Source organism: Blautia sp. CGZ-1-C1, assembly GCF_056504575.1.
In genome coordinates this window covers 1-17623 of the sequence record NZ_JBWLUT010000063.1, presented here as the reverse complement: position 1 = coordinate 17623, position 17623 = coordinate 1, and the positions used below count along the sequence as shown (strand labels likewise).

Sequence of the window (17623 nt, the reverse complement as noted above, 5' to 3'; positions counted from 1 at the left end):
CATTGACGCATTCATCGGAGTCTTCCTTATCATACAGAACATTCCAGGCAATACTGAAGCAGTACCTGCTATACTTTTCTTCGGTCGCCTGTATGGCTTTTTCCGATCTGTCAAAATACAGATTGATAATTACTGTATCTTCCACTTTTTTCACCTCACGTTTCTTTTATTTTGTCTTCATAAGATAAGACGGATTTTGAATGGTAAAGTTGCAGTTTTAATAAAAATAATTTTCTTTTTTCAGAGTAAACAATATACTGTCGAAAAGTCAACCTGTCTTTTCACAATTTCTGACTGGAGAAATGGAGTGTATTCTGATAAAATAGGCATATAAAGGAGGACAGACGGAAATCCTTACAAATGATAAAAGCAAAAAGAACAGCCGAAGACATTTTCAAGGCACGAATGAGGACTATACTTAACGAATACGGGAGTACCTAACCGATTTATCTGAAAGACAAAAATGCAGATGAAGTATTCCGGAAATTATACCGTCAGTCAATTACTCCAAATAGTTAACGGATAAAGATACCGCCATATTGACTTATCACAATCAATATGGCGGTATCTTTCTTAATACAGTTTCTTACATTTTCTATCTGTTCATTTCATTGTGCTGCACAATCTTTCTCATATTTCCAACCAGAAGCAATGTCAGTACAATGGTTACGATTTTAAACGGAATATTCATATAACCCTTACACAAATCCCAATATATGGCAATGCACATAACAGCAACAGTGCCTCCTGTCAATATGCACATGGACATTTTTGAGACATACATAGCTTTTCTCGCTTTGGTTTTATCGAATTTAAAACCTATTTTCAGATGCCGTGGATAGATATTTTTATATCTGTATGTACTCAGTACAATCCCCATCAGTCCATAGGAAACTATAATGCAGCTTCCTCCTGCTGATAAAAAGGGAAGAAATGTTACTGATTGTGGAAATATACCCAGATTTTCCAGGATATTTATGAAAAAGTTTATAAGAAATACGATTCCGCATCCACATCCCATCATCATTCCAAGCTGATTCTTCTGTCTCATGGCGATGTTAAAAACTGCGAAAATCAAAACTGCCAGAACACAGCATAAAAGTATAACTGCAATTGTTCCATATACAGATGACAGATAGGTCAAAATATAATCCGCATTAAAGGCCGGCAGATTTCCCATTACATCTGATCCACTTTTCCCTATCCATTTATTCTGCTGCCAGAATGAGTGCAGCATTCCGGTGAAATAATCCTCTTCTCCACCACCTGAAAAAATAGCCTGTATACGTGAGATCTGATATTCTGTCAGGCTGCTGCTCAGATACCTGATCAGAAAAGCTGCCACAGGCATAGCCAGAAAACCAGCCCAGATTCCGCAGATGGCTTTCTTTTTTCTCACAGTAAACCAGTTCTTTTGAATTGCGATTGTCAGCATAACCAGCATAGATACCAGCATCATGCAAGCCGGCATAAGCGCAGGCATGGCATAGACCAATATAACCGGTGCAATCATCCATATGATTGCTCTCATCAAGCCCTTATATCCCCATCCATGATATTTATACAAAATTGCTCCATATATGGGAACATAAAACAGCATCAGAGTCTGCATGGATATTCCTCTTCCACCTGGCAGCACAATGAAGTATCTTGCTCCATTTAACTGATAGCCACCCAACAAAGTAACCAGGCAGGCAAACAGTAAAATGACGGCAATTATTTTCGAAAATCTTGCCAGTACAGTGTAATCCAGAAGATATAAAATCATCATAACTGCAAGTCCGATCACAACATGGAACACATATCTGTCCGAACCGGCCGCAGCGTTCTCACTGATTTTTCCGGCAATCCCTGCATGTATCAAAACGCCTGCAATGCTGATAAGAACGATTATCCCCAGAAGTTTCCATGCAACCTGAGGCCTGTGGACACTGTCAAGAGAGATTCCTGTTTCCACAGGATCTCCCATATCCCGGACAGCTTCCCTCTCTGCCTGTTCACGATCCATGCCTGCCTGCATATTTGCCTCGATCTGATCTTCTATATGATCCTGAAATTCCTGTTTTACATAGGGCCGCGCTTTCTTACAGCGAATCTGTTCCAGTAATGTTTTCAGATATTCGTCCATAGATCACACCTCCATTACAAGCACATTGCTCACTGCTGCAGAATACTCTTTCCATTCTTCTACTTTCTTTTCCAGAAATCCCCTTCCCTGTCTGGTCAGGCTGTAATACTTTCTGGTCTTTCCGGCTGCCTCCTGTTCGTATACTGTCAGAAATCCTTTATCCTCCAGACTGTGCAGTAATGGATACAAAGTTCCTGCTTTCAGTTCAAACACATTCTGAGATTTCTGCCGCAATGTATCGATCATCTCATATCCATACATGTCCTTTTCTGACAGCAATTTCAGTATAAGCATTGTCATACTCCCGGAAACCAGTGATTTTTCAATTGCCATAGTATTCACCTCCTATTGTATAGGCTTCCTATATATCGGTTATCTATATAATATAAGAATCTGTATACTATGTCAACTGTTTCTGGGATATTTTTTAAAAACTTCACTGCTACGGCAACCGAGTTCAGGTATCTACATACTTTTTCGGACAGAAAACCACCGCATTGTCATATATTAACACAATACGGTGGTATAATTCTCTCAAAACAGATCCAGCATACTGTCCAGATAGATTTTTTCTCTGACATGTATCTGGTATTCCGGTCTGGTCATGTAATAGAGCAGAAATTCCAGTATCAGGGCACTGCCGAGTCCTCTGCCCTCTATTTTTAAATTTGAAAATCCCATTGGCAGATAGATATCCCGGATATCATTGATTCCAATAAACCCTGGATTCTCCATAGCTTTTGAAAAAAGATAGCCCCTCGCCCCGTCTGGTGCCTTGCAGTGATGCTCCGGACAGTTTTCACCCAGATTTTTACGGCTGACCGTTTCATAGCAGACTTTTCTGTCCCTGCAGCCGAACCAACAGCATTCATTGCAGAGAAATTCTACTTTGTCCTTCTCAGCCTGAGACAATGTATTTAACTTATCAAAAGTCTTGTTTAGCCGGAAATCCGGTACAACATAACGGAAATCTTTTCTCCGGATTTCTTCTTCAAACTGTGTAAAATCTGTCAGAACCTTGGTAGTGGAGGAAACAAAATAGAGTCCCGGATACTGCTCCTTAAGATATTCCAAAAGCAGTTCTGAATAAATGATCACACCGTTTCGCGGTTCTCTGTTTCTCTCAAACAACCGGCACAGCGCATTGCATTTTCTGTCTGAAAGGTGCTCCTGGCGAAGCAGGGAATTGCTGAAAGTCAGCCGGGCAGAAATCCCATATTCCTGCATTAGTTCAAGAACCTCCTCCGGATCATTCTCTCCGAAGCCAGCCCTGCCTCCACCCCAGATACAATCTGCCGGAGCACCATATATGGAGCCAATTTCACACCAGTCGTAAAAATATTCCCTGTGTTCTCGGAATAAAGGCAGGAACATCCGGTACAGCTCATAAAATTCAAACAGCCCGGGCAGGTGAAAATATGCTTTCTCCTTCATTAATCTTCCAGTACATCCTCTATGGTTTCCGAAGCATCCTCAAGAGCGTCCAGGGCTTCGATCAGTTCATCTGCTTTTCCTGTGTGTGTCTCCTCTTCTTCATACTCATCGATCAGTGCTGTCAGCTGATCTTTTATTTCTTCCAGACCTTCATAGATTTCCTTTAATTTTTCTTCCCGTTCCATTACGGATGAAAGCTTTACAACTTTAGACATTCTGGTACCTCCCATATCGCATTTTCTTTAGGAAAAATTATAACACTGCCCTCTTTTTATGTCTATATGATCCTGGAGCGTGTTTGAAAAATGCTCTAAGAGACTTGTGATACTTGTTTTCTCTGTGGTATTCTATATCTATGATTATTGTATTACGCAAAATGTGAATGGAGGATTTTTATGTTAGTTTGTGATTATATTGTAGAATCTATTGACGGTGACTATGCACATCTTCGCAGAACAGATCTGCCTGAAGAAGAACTAAAACTCGTAGCACGGGCACTTCTGCCCTTTGACATCACAGAAGGATGCAGATTACATTATGAAATGATGCAGTATAGTATCATTGACTGATTTGGCAGTCTCCGACTCACAGCCGTTACAAAAAGTTTACTAATACAGCGAAAAGGCAGGTAAGTGACTTTTTTCACCTTTACCTGCCTGTAACTTCACACACTTTCTGTAATATCATTTTTTCATCAGATATCCATATTTACGCATCTGCCTTCTTAACAGCTGCTCCACGCGTCTTACTACTTCTCTGGGATAATTTTCCGAATTCTTCTGTAAGTATATCTGAATATCTTTAAAGGTAAATTGGAAACCAATCTGAATGCCATACAGTTCTTCTGCTGCATCCAACTGTATATCGAAATCAGAGCTAAATGGCTTCGCCTCAATTTTTTCCAGACAATATTCCAATGACTGATCAATAGGATAATCCTGATTTATGTCGGCAAACATACAAAGTCCCTGATCAAAAAAAGGACTCAGTTCATATTTCTGTGTCTTTTCATTATAAATGACCGCAATATTGTTGGTATGCCTGTCCTCATTCATGAAAAACGCATCTATTTCTAGCATTGCAGTCAGATACGCTCCAAAATTATCTATTTTAGTAATTTTCTCCACCTGAGTTACCAGGTACTGAATGCGTTCTGAAACATCTGTAAAATCTGAGAGCTTTACTGCCAGACTTTCACCTGTATATCGACGATACAATTTTTCCAGCGGAATCAGAATCTGATCTGCTTTCAGAAAATCCAAACTGGAACAGCCCTGAAATATTTTCCCATTATACTCAATTACAGCTGCTTCATACTCAACAAAAGGGAAAGGACAGGTACTCTTCTGCAAAAGGTCAGATACAAGAACTTCAGATAAACCTTCACATCCCATATAATCAGCCTTATACCACCTGTCATCAATTTTCCATTTGAGCTGATCTCCCTTGGAAGTATGACCGCTCTTATGCAAGGGAGAATATGCATCAAAATTGCGAATTTTCATTTTAGGTCAGCCCTCCTTTTTCAGAATCATAATCCATTGATGATCATCTGACATGCGCCCCTGTGTTTTTTCAATAATTAATAACGGATCATAAAATGGAAGCCCCATCTCTCTCAGAATATCCTTCCTGTGATCGCGTGTTCTGGGAAAACAGCGTTCTTCGAGAAAATATTCAAAATCATCCCAATCCGGATCAGTTACAACTCCAAATGCACGGAAAATAATCTGGTCTGTGTAGTTTTTAATCTTGATTTTTTCATGCCTGAAATCAATATCTATCGTTGTACACAGCTCATCATGATTCATGAAATTCATGCGCATTTTCACATCCGGATCATCAGAAAAATTATAGGCTCGCTTTATCTGACTGTAAATCGTCTGACGGGAAACGTGATACTGTCTGGCAATATCTGTAATTTTTTCTCCCCGGTTCTGCAATGCCAAAATATGTGCCAGTTGCTCTTCTGTAAACGAATTTTTCCTTCCGGTATTTTTCTTCTTTTCAGAAATACTGCTGTTATTCATATCTGCCTTCAAACATCTGTAATTGTCAGCATCTCTGGATATCTGCTTCAGTTCATGAATATCTGTTGTTCCAAAAATCTGCTGTATCTGATCTCGAAAGTTCATATTCATATCACCACCTTCAAAAAGACATTATGGAAACCACTTTCACACAGAACAGTTTGTGTAATTGAGTATAGCATGAAGCAAAAAGAAGTGTCAAGAAATAGTTTCTTGACACTTCTCTGCCCATATCTACTCAATATGATTACATGCTTTTTCTTATTTCCGCTCCAAAAATCCCTTGGTTTTCCCCATAACATCCTGGAGAATTTTCAGGTTTTCCAGTGTATCTGTTGTTTCCAGTGAATGGTTTGCATTTTCATAAGTATACATTGGCACCTGCTGTTTTTGAGAAAAAGCCTGTACTTCAGAAACAATACTCCATGGATCTGAAGTTCCGATAAAGGCAATGGCATCTCTGTGAGCAAAATTGTAGGTGTATTTCAATGGTGTGTATAGTATCTGCCGGCATCTGATGCTGTGTTTCTCCGCATATGCAGATGCTATGATCGTGCCTACACTTTTTGCGACAAATAATATTTCATCATATTTGTCAAAGTCAACGGCAGAAAGACTTTTCTCCGCTTGTTCATAAAGGCTTTCGAATGCCTGCTGCATTTTTTCTTCATTTCCCCGGATATTTCCGCCATCATAATTATAGCTTAATGCAATTGTTTCTTCATAGCCACATTCCTGCGCCAGCTTTCGTGAATAATATAAAAGCGGCTTGTCACAATGATACCCGATACCAGGGAAAAATACTGCCAGTTTCATTTTGCTCTCCTTTGTCATTTCTCTATCATTTTTTATCAGATTACCAGAACATTTTTTAATAACTACATCTACTGTTTTAAGGCTTTACAGATAATAGTTGTCATTTTGCCAACCCAGTATTTTTTCATTATTATAACGCAGCTTTTCACTTTATAGATAAAGAATTTTATATCTGGCAAAGGATTTCTTTACATTTTATTCCTGTAAGTACTTCACTACGAGCATCCGGCTGTGAAAATCCTGTATACAATTTAAAGTTTTTCCCGGTAATTTTTCGATTTCCGTTTTCATCAACACTGGTAAATGCCCTTTTATCAACAAAAATCTCAGTTTTTCCACTGACATTACCATTCAAATGAATTCTTTTAAATGCTGCCAGTGTCGGATTCAATACCGCATATTCTGTGTCCAGATCTTTAATATATACCTGTAATACGTCATCAGTTTCTGTATTTTTCTGATTTTCAGTCTCTATAAAAAGTTTTACCCCTTTAAACTCTTTTTCCTGACCGTATACTTTTTCTGCTGTCACAGAATTTACCACGCATCTTCCATAGGTAAGGCCGTATCCAAATGGATAAAGCGGCTCTCCGGTATAATAACGGTAAGTTCTGTTTTTCATTGAATAATCTTCAAAATCCGGAATATCTGAGGTATCTTTATAAAATGTTACAGGCAGTTTTCCAGAAGGTGATTTCTCTCCAAAAATAACATCGGAAACAGCTTTTCCACCTCTGGCACCCGGATACCATGCCTGAATAATTGCTGCTGCTTTTTCTTCTGCAACGCTTAAATTCATAGCACTTCCCGTCATATTGACCAGAATCACCGGCTTTTTGCATTCCAGTATTTGATCCATTAATTTTTTCTGTGGTTCAGGAAATTCCAGATCTTTTTTATCGCCGGAAGCATCTGAATTTCCGGTATCTCCTTCTTCTCCTTCCAGAGTTTCATCCAGTCCCACAACCAGGAGCACCACATCTGAATATTCTGCAACAGCCTGTGCCTCTGCCAGCCGGTCTGGCTGTCCCGGTGCAGCGAGATGTTCAATCGTATCCTTCCACAAATGGCAACCTTCTGAATACAGCACTCTGATCTGATCTCCGGCTGCCTGCTTCATACCTTCCAGTACAGTTACATATTCTGAAGATGTTCCATGATAATTTCCAATAAGAGAATTTCTGCTGTTTGCATTCGGTCCTATGATACCGATCGTATGGATTTCTTCTTTTTTCAGAGGAAGGATTCCATCATTTTTCAGCAATACCATACTCTCAGTAGCCGCCTGTTCTGCAAGTTCCAGATGTTCTTTGCTTTCCACTTCCAGATAAGAGATTTTATCATATTCTGTTTCATTAAACATTCCAAGTAAAAATCTTGTAGTAAACAGACGAACACAGGATTCTGTGATATATTTTTCGTCAATAATCCCTTCTCTGTAAGCATTCAGAATCTTTTCATATGTACATCCACAGTTCAGGTCGCATCCTGCTTCAAGAGCTTTTTTCACGGATTCTTCCGGTCTGTCTGTCACCTTATGATTTTCGTGGAAATCACGGATTGCCCAGCAATCTGATACATAATGTCCCTGAAATTTCCATTTTCCACGCAGATAATGATTCATCAATTCCTCGCTGGCACAACATGGTTCCCCATTGGTACGATTATAGGCTCCCATAACCGCTTCCACTTTTCCCTCTTTTACACAGGCTTCAAAAGCAGGAAGATATGTTTCTTCCATATCCTTTTTTGATGCCTCTGCATTAAAGAAATGTCTCTTTGCCTCCGGTCCGGAATGAACAGCAAAATGTTTTGCACAGGCTGCTGTTTTCATATATTCTCCATCACTCTGGAGTCCCTGAATAAAAGGTACCGCCAGACGTGATGTAAGATATGGATCTTCTCCATAAGTTTCATGACCTCTTCCCCATCTTGGATCACGGAAAATATTTACATTCGGTGCCCAGAAAGTAAGTCCTTTATAAATATCCCTGTCTCCATATTTCTGGTTTTCATTATATTTTGCACGTCCCTCTGTTGCAATCACAGAACCGATTTCTTTCATCATTTCTGCATCAAAGGCTGCAGCTAAACCAATTGCCTGTGGAAAAACCGTTGCTGTACCGGCTCTCGCCACACCGTGCAATGCTTCATTCCACCAGTTATATGCCGGTATTCCAAGTCTTGGTATTGCTTCTGCATCAAATTTTAACTGTGAAGCCTTTTCTTCCACAGTCATCTTCGCTACCAGTGCACGCGCTCTCTGCTGTGCTTCTTCTCTGTTCATATTTAAGTCTCCTATATCTGCTTATTTCTTATCATGTTTATCTGCCCGCTATATTTTTCTCAAAAAATTCTATTACTTTGTCATAGTATATCTGCCCCTGAAAAAATCCATGTCCCTGCCCTGGCACCATAACAAATTCAGCCTTATTGCCTGCCTCCTCCAGCCTTCTCTTGTATTCAAAAGACTGCCTATAGGATACCACTTTATCCTGATCTCCATGAAATAACAGAAGCGGTGGAAGCATTTTTTTGTCTGCATAGGAAACAGGACTCATTACTTTTAAACTCTGTCTTTGTTTTTCTGTCAGTGAACCAGCTGTTTCTCTTCGTAAAATTAGTTCTGGTTTTTCCAAAGATGAAAAATCCGGCAGTATATTTACAAGAAAGCCAGGAATGTTATTTTGTTCTTTCAGCATTTCTGTCAGATCAGATGGACAATAAAATGATACAATTCCCTGCACAGGCATCATTTTTTTATTATTATAGTTGCTTCCAACCATACACGCAATATGAGCACCTGCTGATTCTCCCCAAAGCCCTATCTTTTGTGGGTCAATATGATAAATGTCGGCAGTTTTTCGCAGATACTCAATTGCCATCTGGCAGTCTTCCAGACATGCCGGTAAAGCTGCATACCTGGCCAGACGATATTCCAGACATGCAATAAAATATCCCTTTTCTGCAAGTTTTGCCAGTGTGATTTCCGGTCGATAAGATGCAGTAAGAAATTCATCATCCCACGCACCTCCGTGAATCCATATAATAACCGGCATGTTTTCACATCCGTCTTTATAAAAACATTCCATATACTGTCTCGGATGTTCCTGTCCATAATAAACTGCCGGAAGATAATGCAGATTTTTCTGATAAAAATCTACTCTTGGTATCTGGCAGAGAAATTCATATATATTTTCTTTTTTGCTTTCCATTTCTATTCATGTGCCTTTTTCTCTTTTTCTATATAGAAACGCACCTGCTGATCTGCTGATTTTTTCTGCGCTTTCATTTTTTCGTAAAAAGACATCAGGTTCGAATCCTGTATATCAAAAGGTATCCAGTCTTCCATTGGAATTCCTGTACAGTCCGTTCCGTTTGGATTTCCGCACTTTATAAAATTAGACCAATAATTACACATCTGTCTGGAAAGATCATAATGTTTTCCTGTAAACGGTCTCCAACATTTTGCAAGAGTCTCAAAAAAGAACCACAAATCAGAGGAGTGAAAGGCTCCCGGATGATCTTCTCCCGGAATATCACCGCCAAATTTATAGACATAATGCGGACTCTGATACTGATTCTCTTCCAGTAATTCACAGAAAGCTCTTGTTCCAACTTCCACTGCATTGATTCCATCCACAATAAACTCATTTTCCGTCCATCCGGTCATAATTGGGATGTCAGGGAATTTTCCTGATGTTATATTCCGGAAGTAATGATTCTTTTGAAAAATACCATCATTTACCGTTCCCCATAATTTTCCAAACTCATCATTTTTGTCTCTGATATAAGAAGCCGGAAGTTTCCTCGCTTCTTCAAGCGTAGACACTCCCAAAAGATTCAGGAACTGTTTTCCCCATTCCATGGCTTCTTCCTGAGAAACCGGAAATCCCATCTTAAATGGCAGCCCAAACATACCGCTTTCTATAATTGCACCCTGTATATACCCTTTATTTTCCATACAGTTCATCTGTGTAAGAACACTTCCACCTCCAGCCGACTGTCCACCAATCGTAATACGTTCGGGATTACCTCCAAAAGCCTGGATGTTTTCTTTTGTCCATTTGATTGCAAGTTGTTGGTCCAGATTTCCAACATTCATATCTCCTTTTCCATCCAGCATATCCGGATGTGCCAGAAAGCCAAATACATTCAACCTGTAATTTATAGTAACGACTACAATCCCTCTTCGTGCCAGACGTTCTCCATCAAATTCCATTTCTGCCGTATTTCCCCACTGAAGTGCTCCTCCATGTATCCAGATAAATACCGGCAGTCTGTCATCTGGTGTATGCGCAGGAGTCCAGACGTTTAAGTAAAGAGAATCCTCACTCATCGGAATCTCGCTGTCTACATTCCACTCTTTTGTATAAATGTTTTCCTTATCCAATCCTGGAATGCTCTGCATACAGATTGGTGAAAATTCAATACACTCTCTGACTCCATTCCAGTCTTCACACGGTCTGGGAGCACGCCAGCGATTTTCCCCTGTTGGTGACTGTGCATAAGGAATTCCTTTAAAGGATATAATTCTGGGATCTGCTGCTGCAGATCCCCTCACATAACCATTCCTTATTTTAGCTGTTTTTATCATTAATTTATTTCTCCAATTCAACTACAATTACTGTTATGGAATGTGGATTCAGATGAATATTCTGACCATTCAATATTCCTTCTGCTTCTTTTACGGATACATTTTCCGGATTCTCTCTGGTGTTGTAAGCCTCAAAATCATCATGATAAATCTGATAGCATTTTCCTGTATTCCACTGCACTTTGCTACCCAATACTGACAGTTCTACCTCATAACCATCTTCACTGTTTTTATTAATAAGAGAAATACTCATTCTGGAATGATTATCATTTATCGCAGCAACACAGTCAATATAATTGGTTTTTACAATTCTCTGTGCACTCTTCGCATCCAGTGCAAATTTAGCTTCTGCTTTTCTGTTTGAATAATCAATGACTTCCGGAAGGCTGTATGTTTCTCCCTCCATATGTGTCTCGACATACCCATCACACTGTCTGAATACTTTGGAAAATAATTCAAACACATAGTACTGGGCTCTTTTAAGAACTCCCTCTGCATCTGTCGCAATGGCTCCACATACATTGACAAATGGAGAATAGCTTGCAATTTCCACAACATCACTACTTCGAATAAATGAGTGTAAAATACCTGCTGTCAAAATAGTGTTTTTCAATGTGTAGTTACAGTCATTCTTATCTCTTTCAAAGTTCCATGCGTGTGTATTCCATTCATCCCAGGCAACCTTAATATCTGTAAGCGCATCATTCGTTCCTGCAACAATAGAAGCCTTTGCCACATTCGTCAATTTTGTCAGGTAATCAGGAATATACATGCACTGGTTATAATCTTCTTCTTTGAAAATATCATATCCAATGGAATAATGATGAATTGCGATATGACTGATCAATGGTTTCAGCACTCTGGCAACCTCATAATTCCAGTCGCTTCCCAGATCATATCCGCATGCGACCAGTTCAATAGATGGATCCATCCATTTCATCGCTTTCGCAAAATCCAGAGCTTTTTTTGCATATTCTTCTGCACTGCACGCTCCAAACTGCCAGTCACCATACATCTCATTTCCAAGTCCCCAGTATTTTACATGGAAAGGTTCCTCATATCCCAATTCTCTTCTCATGTTCGCATACTTTGTATCACCTGTTCCGTTACAAAATTCCACCCAATGCATAGCTTCTTCAGCCGTTCCACTTCCCATGTTCACACAAAGGTAAGGTTCTGCGCCTGTCTTCTCACACAGTTTTATAAATTCTACAGTACCCATGCGATTGTCATCTTCCGCCAGCCATGCATAGTCAAATACTTTTGGTCTTTTTTCCTTTGGTCCGATTCCATCTTCCCAATGATAATTAGAAACAAAATTTCCTCCAGGATATCTTAGCATCGGAACCTGAACTTCTTTTAATACTTCCAGCACATCTTTTCGGAATCCATCTTCATCTGCAAATCTGCTTTCCGGATCATATACGCTTCCATAAATCACATCTGCAGAATGTTCCATAAAATGTCCAAAAATATTTTTGCTGATCTTATTTCTGGTATGATCTGCATATACCGTCAATTTTACATTCTTATTCATCTCTTTATCATCCTTTCACGGCACCGGCAACAAGGCTCTGCTGTACCTGCTCGCTTAACAGCAAATACATAATAACCGTAGGAATCGTAGCTATCATAAGACCAGCGCCAATTTCCCCCCACTTAGTTGTATAAGCTCCTACCATGGACATAATTCCAACAGTCAGTGTTTTATATTGAGATTTATTAATAAATGTAACTGCAAACATCAACTCATTCCATGAAGAAATAAAAGTAAAGATGCTTACTGTCGCGATTGCCGGACGAATCAGTGGAAAAATAATTTTAAAAAACATCTGATAAATTCCACATCCATCAATCGCAGCCGCTTCCTCCATTTCTCTTGGTAAAGATTCCATAAAACTTATAAACAGATAAATTGCCATCGGAAGTCCAAATGCAATATACGGAATAATCAATGATACATATGAATTCAGCATATGTGCCTTACTTAAAATAATAAACAGAGGAAGCATTGCCGCATGAATCGGCACCATCATTCCCATAAGAACAAGCTTTAATGTCAATTCACGGCCTTTCCAGATCATTCTTGAAATTGCATAAGATGACATTGCTGCTATGATAACTGTCAGTATAATTGTAATAACTGTGACCAGAACACTGTTGAAGAAATACTGCATAATGTTGGCCTGAAAGAAAGCAGTTACATAATTCCCAAATCTCCAGTGCTGCGGAAGACCTGCAATATTTCCACCAAAAATCTCACTGTTATCTTTCAGCGAAAATTCAAACAGCCAGAATAACGGATAAATCTGAATAAGCGCAAAAATCATTAACAGTATATGTGTGATTATAGTTTTTCCGTTTTTTATCTTTTTTTTAGTCATAATTACGCCTTCTCCTTATCTCTGAACAATAACCGAAGTACACCTGTTAAAATCAGACACTCTATAATTACAAATATCGCAATGGCACTTCCGTATCCATATTTAAAGGAGTCAAATATTGTTTTATACATATAAATTGTCGGCACCTCTGTAGAGAAGAATGGACCACCGCCTGTAAGAACATAGATCAGATCAAAAATCTTAAGTGCCCCGATCAGAGAAAAAGTAGCACATACCTGTAATACCGGTTTCAATAATGGAATGGTAATCTTAAATGCAATCTGAGTCTTGCTTGCACCATCAATTCTTGCAGCCTCATTGATATCCGGAGATATTGATTTAATTCCGGCATACATAATCAGCATATGATATCCTATGTACTGCCATAAGTTTGGAATAAATGCGGAAACCAATGCAGTACTTTCCTGACCGATCCAGTCCTGTCCCTGTATTCCGATCATAGAAAGAAGAGAATTTAAGAGACCATAATCACCATTGTAAATTTTCTGCCATAACTGTCCAATTACCACACTTGAAATAATAACCGGAATAAAAAATGTTGTACGGTAAAATTTTTCACCTTTTTTTACATTTGCAACAACAATGGCAAGCAGTAAAGAAAATGGAAGCTGTATACACAGAGAGCAACAGGCATATAACAATGAATTTTTTACAGAATTTAAAAATCGCTCATCAGAAATCAGGTCTTTATAGTTTCTCAGTCCTACAAAAATACTTTTTCCGATACCATCCCAATTCAGTAAGCTGTAATATACAGACATTCCGATTGGAACAATAACCAAAACACCAATCAAAAGCATTGTAGGAAGCATAAATAACGCAATGGCTTTTTTATTTGATAATATTTTCTGCATTTTCCGCTCCTTAACATATCAAGTCTTAAAGAAAAAGGACTACAAATAAATATAGTCCTTTTATAAATATTTATTTGGAATAAAATTCTGACGGGCTGAGTTTTGACATACTCTCACAGAATTCTTCCGGTGTAATTTTCATTGCCATTAACTGAGCAAGCAAATCTTTATAAGTTTCGGAATCTTCTGCTGAAAGAATATTATCCCACCATGAAATGTAAGAAGTTCCTGTTTCCATCAGAGCTGCTGATTCTGTATCCAGTGGAGTTAATTCTGAAGTATCAACATCAGAAGTATCCCAACATGGAAGACCTGCTCCCTGTTCATATCCTACCTGACCGATTTTATGGCTCAGGTATTCCAGGTATTCCACAGCTTCCTTTGGATGCTCACAGTCTGAATTGATATAATATCCATCAGAACTTCCACCTGAAAATTCTGTAATGCTTCCCGCACCACCTTCAATTACAGGAAATGCCACACATTTTACTTTACCATTGGTTGCAGATGTGTCGGCCTGAATAGACGGATGTGTCCAGTTTGCCTGATAAAGCATTGCTCCCTGTCCTGCTGCAAATCCCTCTACCATCTCATCATAACTCATGCTCATCATACTGTCATTGAAAGCTCCTGCTTCTACCAGTTCCTGAAGTTTTTCTGCAGCTTCGACAAATGGCTTTGTATTAAACTTAGCCGGATCAGCAAAAGCTTCTTCCAGACCTGCATTCCCAGCTGTTCTTGCAGAAATGATATCGTACAGATACATACCTGGCCATCTGTCTTTTTCACCCAGAATAATCGGTGTATAACCTGCATCTTTTAATTTTGCAACTGCATCCAACAATTCATCCCAGTTTGTCGGAATCTCTGCTCCTGCTTTTTCAAACATTTCTGTATTACAGTATAAATTTGCAAGGAATGTTACAGTCGGCAGTGTATAAAGTTTTCCATCAAAAGTGCATCCATCCAACATTCCCGGAAGTACACTGTTTAAAGTATCTTCACTTACATAATCATCAATTGGCATCAGATATCCCGCATCAATATAAGGTTTTACAAAACTTCCGCCGCTGAACATATAGGAAATATCCGGTGCTTCTCCTGCTGCAAATGCTGTCTTGATTTTTGTTTTGTACTGTTCACCGGTAACCCCATCCTGCTCGATCGTAACATTGGGATGTAATTCATGGTATTCTTCCACAGAATCCTCAATAATTTTTTTAACCGGGTCAGTGTCTGCTACTGACTGATGCCAGATTGTAAGTGTGATCTGCTCTTCTTTATCCTTTGCCATTGCAGGTGCTGTTGACGAAACAGCTAAACCGGCAGCAAGTAAAAGAGCTCCTGTTTTTTTCAATGTCCTTTTCATTTTCCGATCTCCTTTTGATTTGTTTTTGTGATACTGTAAGTATAAAGAAAAAAGACAGGAAAATACATTCATAAAACCTTTATAAATGTTTCATTTTCTTGTCCTTTTTACTGATTGAATTTCATTATTTTGTTTTTTCACTGATACACTTTCGATATTCCGTAACAGAAAGTCCCATCATTTTTTTAAACCAGATACTCAGATAATGAGGATCCTGGATTCCGATCATGGTTCCAATATCATAATCTTTCATATTTGTGGTATGAATCATTTCCAACAGTTTCAAAAGCCTGATATCTGATAAAAGTTCCACATATTTTTTTCCGGTAAAGTTTCTAATCAGTTTGCTTAAATAACAGCTGCTCAGAGAAAATTTCTCAGCCAGAAAATTCAGGCTTGCTTCTTCCCCCATATGATGAATCATATATTTTAGTATTTCTTCAATCACTTCACTGTTATTGTCTCCAGAGTTAATTTTCCTTCTGATCACCAATTCAGTTATAATATTTCCAACACAATATTTTATCTGTTCCTTTGTATAAACCCATGCAATCTCCTTCAAAAACATAAGATTATTCTGACTAAATTCCAGATCAATACAGAGTTTTTGAAATCTTGTCTGAAGTCTTAAGTTCACTTCCACTAAGTCAGTTTCCTCATTATCCAGAATCATTTGCCCCAACCTTTGAGCTTCTTCGATATTCCCCCTCCGAACAGCATTTTCTATCTGTTTCCACGCTCTTAAATCTTCTGTATTTTTTTTGTTTTCCCCCATGCGTTTATCCTGTATAAACTTCAGCGCATCCAGATATGCCATATGTATTTCTCTCCATCCTGAAAACTTTCCGGAAATTCCCACAAACAGGCGGCATTTATATTTCGTTTTTATAAGAGAATTCAGAATATCCAGACATTCTGCAAAAGGAATTCCTTCACATTCAGAAATGATCACAATCCGATTCCATAAATCCTTTAATACAATAATTCCTTCATCACTCTGGAAAAAAGTTTTTGCTTCTTCCATAATCTGCATAATCACTTCCGGCTCATAAAATCCTTCTTCTACCACAATCAGTCCCAGTTGTATCTCTCTGGAAGATTTTTCTTCTATATTTATGCCATACTCCAGAAGGCTTTCTTTCATCTCTTCTATATTCTGGTTCTGGCTCAGAATATGATTCAGGTAAATATCTCTTAAAGCCACTTTGTTTTTTTGTATCTCATACAGAAACCGGCTTTGTTTTTCTTTTTGTCCACGAGCTTTAAGAATCTGCTCAGTCGCACGCTCCAGAGCATTATTTAATTCCTCTTCCTGAATCGGTTTCAGCAGATAATCAAATACACCCGCTTTAATACCTCTTCTGGCATATTCAAAATCATCATATCCCGTAACCAGTATTATTTTTATCTCAGGAAAAAGTTTTACACATTCCTCACTGAATAACAGTCCATCCGCTTCCGGCATACAAATATCACTGATTACAATATCCGGACGTATTTCCCTCAGTTCCTGCAATGCAGCCGCACCATTGGCATATTCCCCTGCCACTTCAAGATTCAGCCTTTTTGTATCCATTTTCATACGAATCAATTTTCTTATCAGCATTTCGTCATCAATAACAATTACCTTCAACTTTTTCATTTCACTTTTCTCCCAACACATTACAGTTTATATAAATATGAATTTCTGACATCGTTTCATTATGAATTTCATATGAAAATGCATCTTCATATATTACCTTCAGCCTCTGAACAGTTCCTCTCAAACCCAGACTGCGCTTTTCATCCGGGACTTTTCCCTCTTCCATCTCCTTGATAATATTATCCGGTATTCCCTGTCCATTGTCTATAACAGAAATATGTATCTTATCATTCTCTCTTTGGACATTAACCTGGATATATCCATATTTTTCCTGTATTCGTATTCCATGCTGAAATGAATTTTCAACCAAAGGTTGAATTGTTAATTTAGGAATTGTGACATGCTCCC

17 protein-coding genes are annotated in these 17623 nt (G+C 38.6%); 1 reads left to right on the top strand and 16 read right to left on the bottom strand.

What is annotated here, in order from left to right; all coding sequences use genetic code 11:
• Window positions 1-595: 595 nt before the first annotated feature.
• The 4 genes from AC058W_RS04700 to AC058W_RS04685 all read right to left on the bottom strand — a co-directional run bounded on the left by AC058W_RS04700 (window position 596) and on the right by AC058W_RS04685 (window position 3777).
• Window positions 596-2128: an FtsW/RodA/SpoVE family cell cycle protein gene (locus tag AC058W_RS04700; protein ID WP_118610019.1), complete on the bottom strand. Its 1533-nt coding sequence runs from the start codon at window positions 2126-2128 to the stop codon at window positions 596-598.
• Window positions 2129-2131: 3 nt separating this feature from the next.
• Window positions 2132-2461 carry a PadR family transcriptional regulator gene (locus AC058W_RS04695; RefSeq protein WP_117677267.1) on the bottom strand — a complete coding sequence of 110 codons (330 nt, stop codon included), beginning with the start codon at window positions 2459-2461 and terminating at the stop codon, window positions 2132-2134.
• Window positions 2462-2662: 201 nt separating this feature from the next.
• On the bottom strand, window positions 2663-3562 hold the full coding sequence (locus AC058W_RS04690) for a hypothetical protein (protein ID WP_118610020.1): 900 nt from the start codon (window positions 3560-3562) through the stop codon (window positions 2663-2665).
• Window positions 3562-3777, bottom strand: a complete 216-nt coding sequence (locus AC058W_RS04685) for a hypothetical protein (protein WP_055058338.1) — start codon at window positions 3775-3777, stop codon at window positions 3562-3564. The genes AC058W_RS04690 and AC058W_RS04685 overlap by 1 nt, the downstream gene beginning before the upstream one ends.
• A gap of 180 nt (window positions 3778-3957) precedes the next feature.
• On the opposite strand from AC058W_RS04685, the gene AC058W_RS04680 reads away from it, so the two are divergent.
• A complete protein-coding gene (locus AC058W_RS04680) occupies window positions 3958-4131 on the top strand; it encodes a hypothetical protein (RefSeq protein ID WP_008706056.1) in 174 nt (57 codons plus the stop codon).
• A gap of 114 nt (window positions 4132-4245) precedes the next feature.
• Here AC058W_RS04680 and AC058W_RS04675 read toward each other — a convergent pair whose 3' ends face one another.
• The 12 genes from AC058W_RS04675 to AC058W_RS04620 all read right to left on the bottom strand — a co-directional run.
• Window positions 4246-5067 (bottom strand): HipA domain-containing protein, encoded by an 822-nt coding sequence (locus tag AC058W_RS04675; protein WP_118610021.1) that lies wholly within the window; start codon window positions 5065-5067, stop codon window positions 4246-4248.
• A gap of 6 nt (window positions 5068-5073) precedes the next feature.
• Entirely contained in the window at window positions 5074-5697 is a 624-nt protein-coding gene (locus AC058W_RS04670; RefSeq protein WP_118610028.1) for a helix-turn-helix domain-containing protein, read from the bottom strand.
• Window positions 5698-5853: 156 nt separating this feature from the next.
• Entirely contained in the window at window positions 5854-6408 is a 555-nt protein-coding gene (locus tag AC058W_RS04665; protein ID WP_118610022.1) for an alpha/beta hydrolase, read from the bottom strand.
• 166 nt (window positions 6409-6574) lie between these two features.
• The gene (locus AC058W_RS04660) at window positions 6575-8695 is read right to left on the bottom strand and encodes a glycoside hydrolase family 3 C-terminal domain-containing protein (protein ID WP_118330972.1); all 2121 of its coding nucleotides are present in this window, start codon (window positions 8693-8695) and stop codon (window positions 6575-6577) included.
• A 37-nt stretch (window positions 8696-8732) separates the two neighbouring features.
• A complete protein-coding gene (locus AC058W_RS04655; protein WP_118610023.1) occupies window positions 8733-9623 on the bottom strand; it encodes an alpha/beta hydrolase in 891 nt (296 codons plus the stop codon).
• Between the two features lie 2 nt (window positions 9624-9625).
• The gene (locus AC058W_RS04650) at window positions 9626-11005 is read right to left on the bottom strand and encodes a carboxylesterase/lipase family protein (protein WP_118610024.1); all 1380 of its coding nucleotides are present in this window, start codon (window positions 11003-11005) and stop codon (window positions 9626-9628) included.
• 4 nt (window positions 11006-11009) lie between these two features.
• Window positions 11010-12542 (bottom strand): alpha-L-arabinofuranosidase C-terminal domain-containing protein, encoded by a 1533-nt coding sequence (locus tag AC058W_RS04645; RefSeq protein ID WP_118610025.1) that lies wholly within the window; start codon window positions 12540-12542, stop codon window positions 11010-11012.
• 7 nt (window positions 12543-12549) lie between these two features.
• Window positions 12550-13389 (bottom strand): carbohydrate ABC transporter permease, encoded by an 840-nt coding sequence (locus AC058W_RS04640; RefSeq protein WP_118576084.1) that lies wholly within the window; start codon window positions 13387-13389, stop codon window positions 12550-12552.
• A gap of 2 nt (window positions 13390-13391) precedes the next feature.
• On the bottom strand, window positions 13392-14264 hold the full coding sequence (locus AC058W_RS04635; protein WP_118330967.1) for a carbohydrate ABC transporter permease: 873 nt from the start codon (window positions 14262-14264) through the stop codon (window positions 13392-13394).
• Between the two features lie 70 nt (window positions 14265-14334).
• Window positions 14335-15633 carry an extracellular solute-binding protein gene (locus tag AC058W_RS04630; protein WP_118576093.1) on the bottom strand — a complete coding sequence of 433 codons (1299 nt, stop codon included), beginning with the start codon at window positions 15631-15633 and terminating at the stop codon, window positions 14335-14337.
• A 124-nt stretch (window positions 15634-15757) separates the two neighbouring features.
• Window positions 15758-17275, bottom strand: coding sequence for a response regulator (locus AC058W_RS04625; RefSeq protein WP_178760984.1), 1518 nt, complete (start codon window positions 17273-17275; stop codon window positions 15758-15760).
• A 1-nt stretch (window position 17276) separates the two neighbouring features.
• On the bottom strand, window positions 17277-17623 hold a 347-nt coding region (locus AC058W_RS04620; protein WP_479389771.1), incomplete at its 5' end, for a sensor histidine kinase.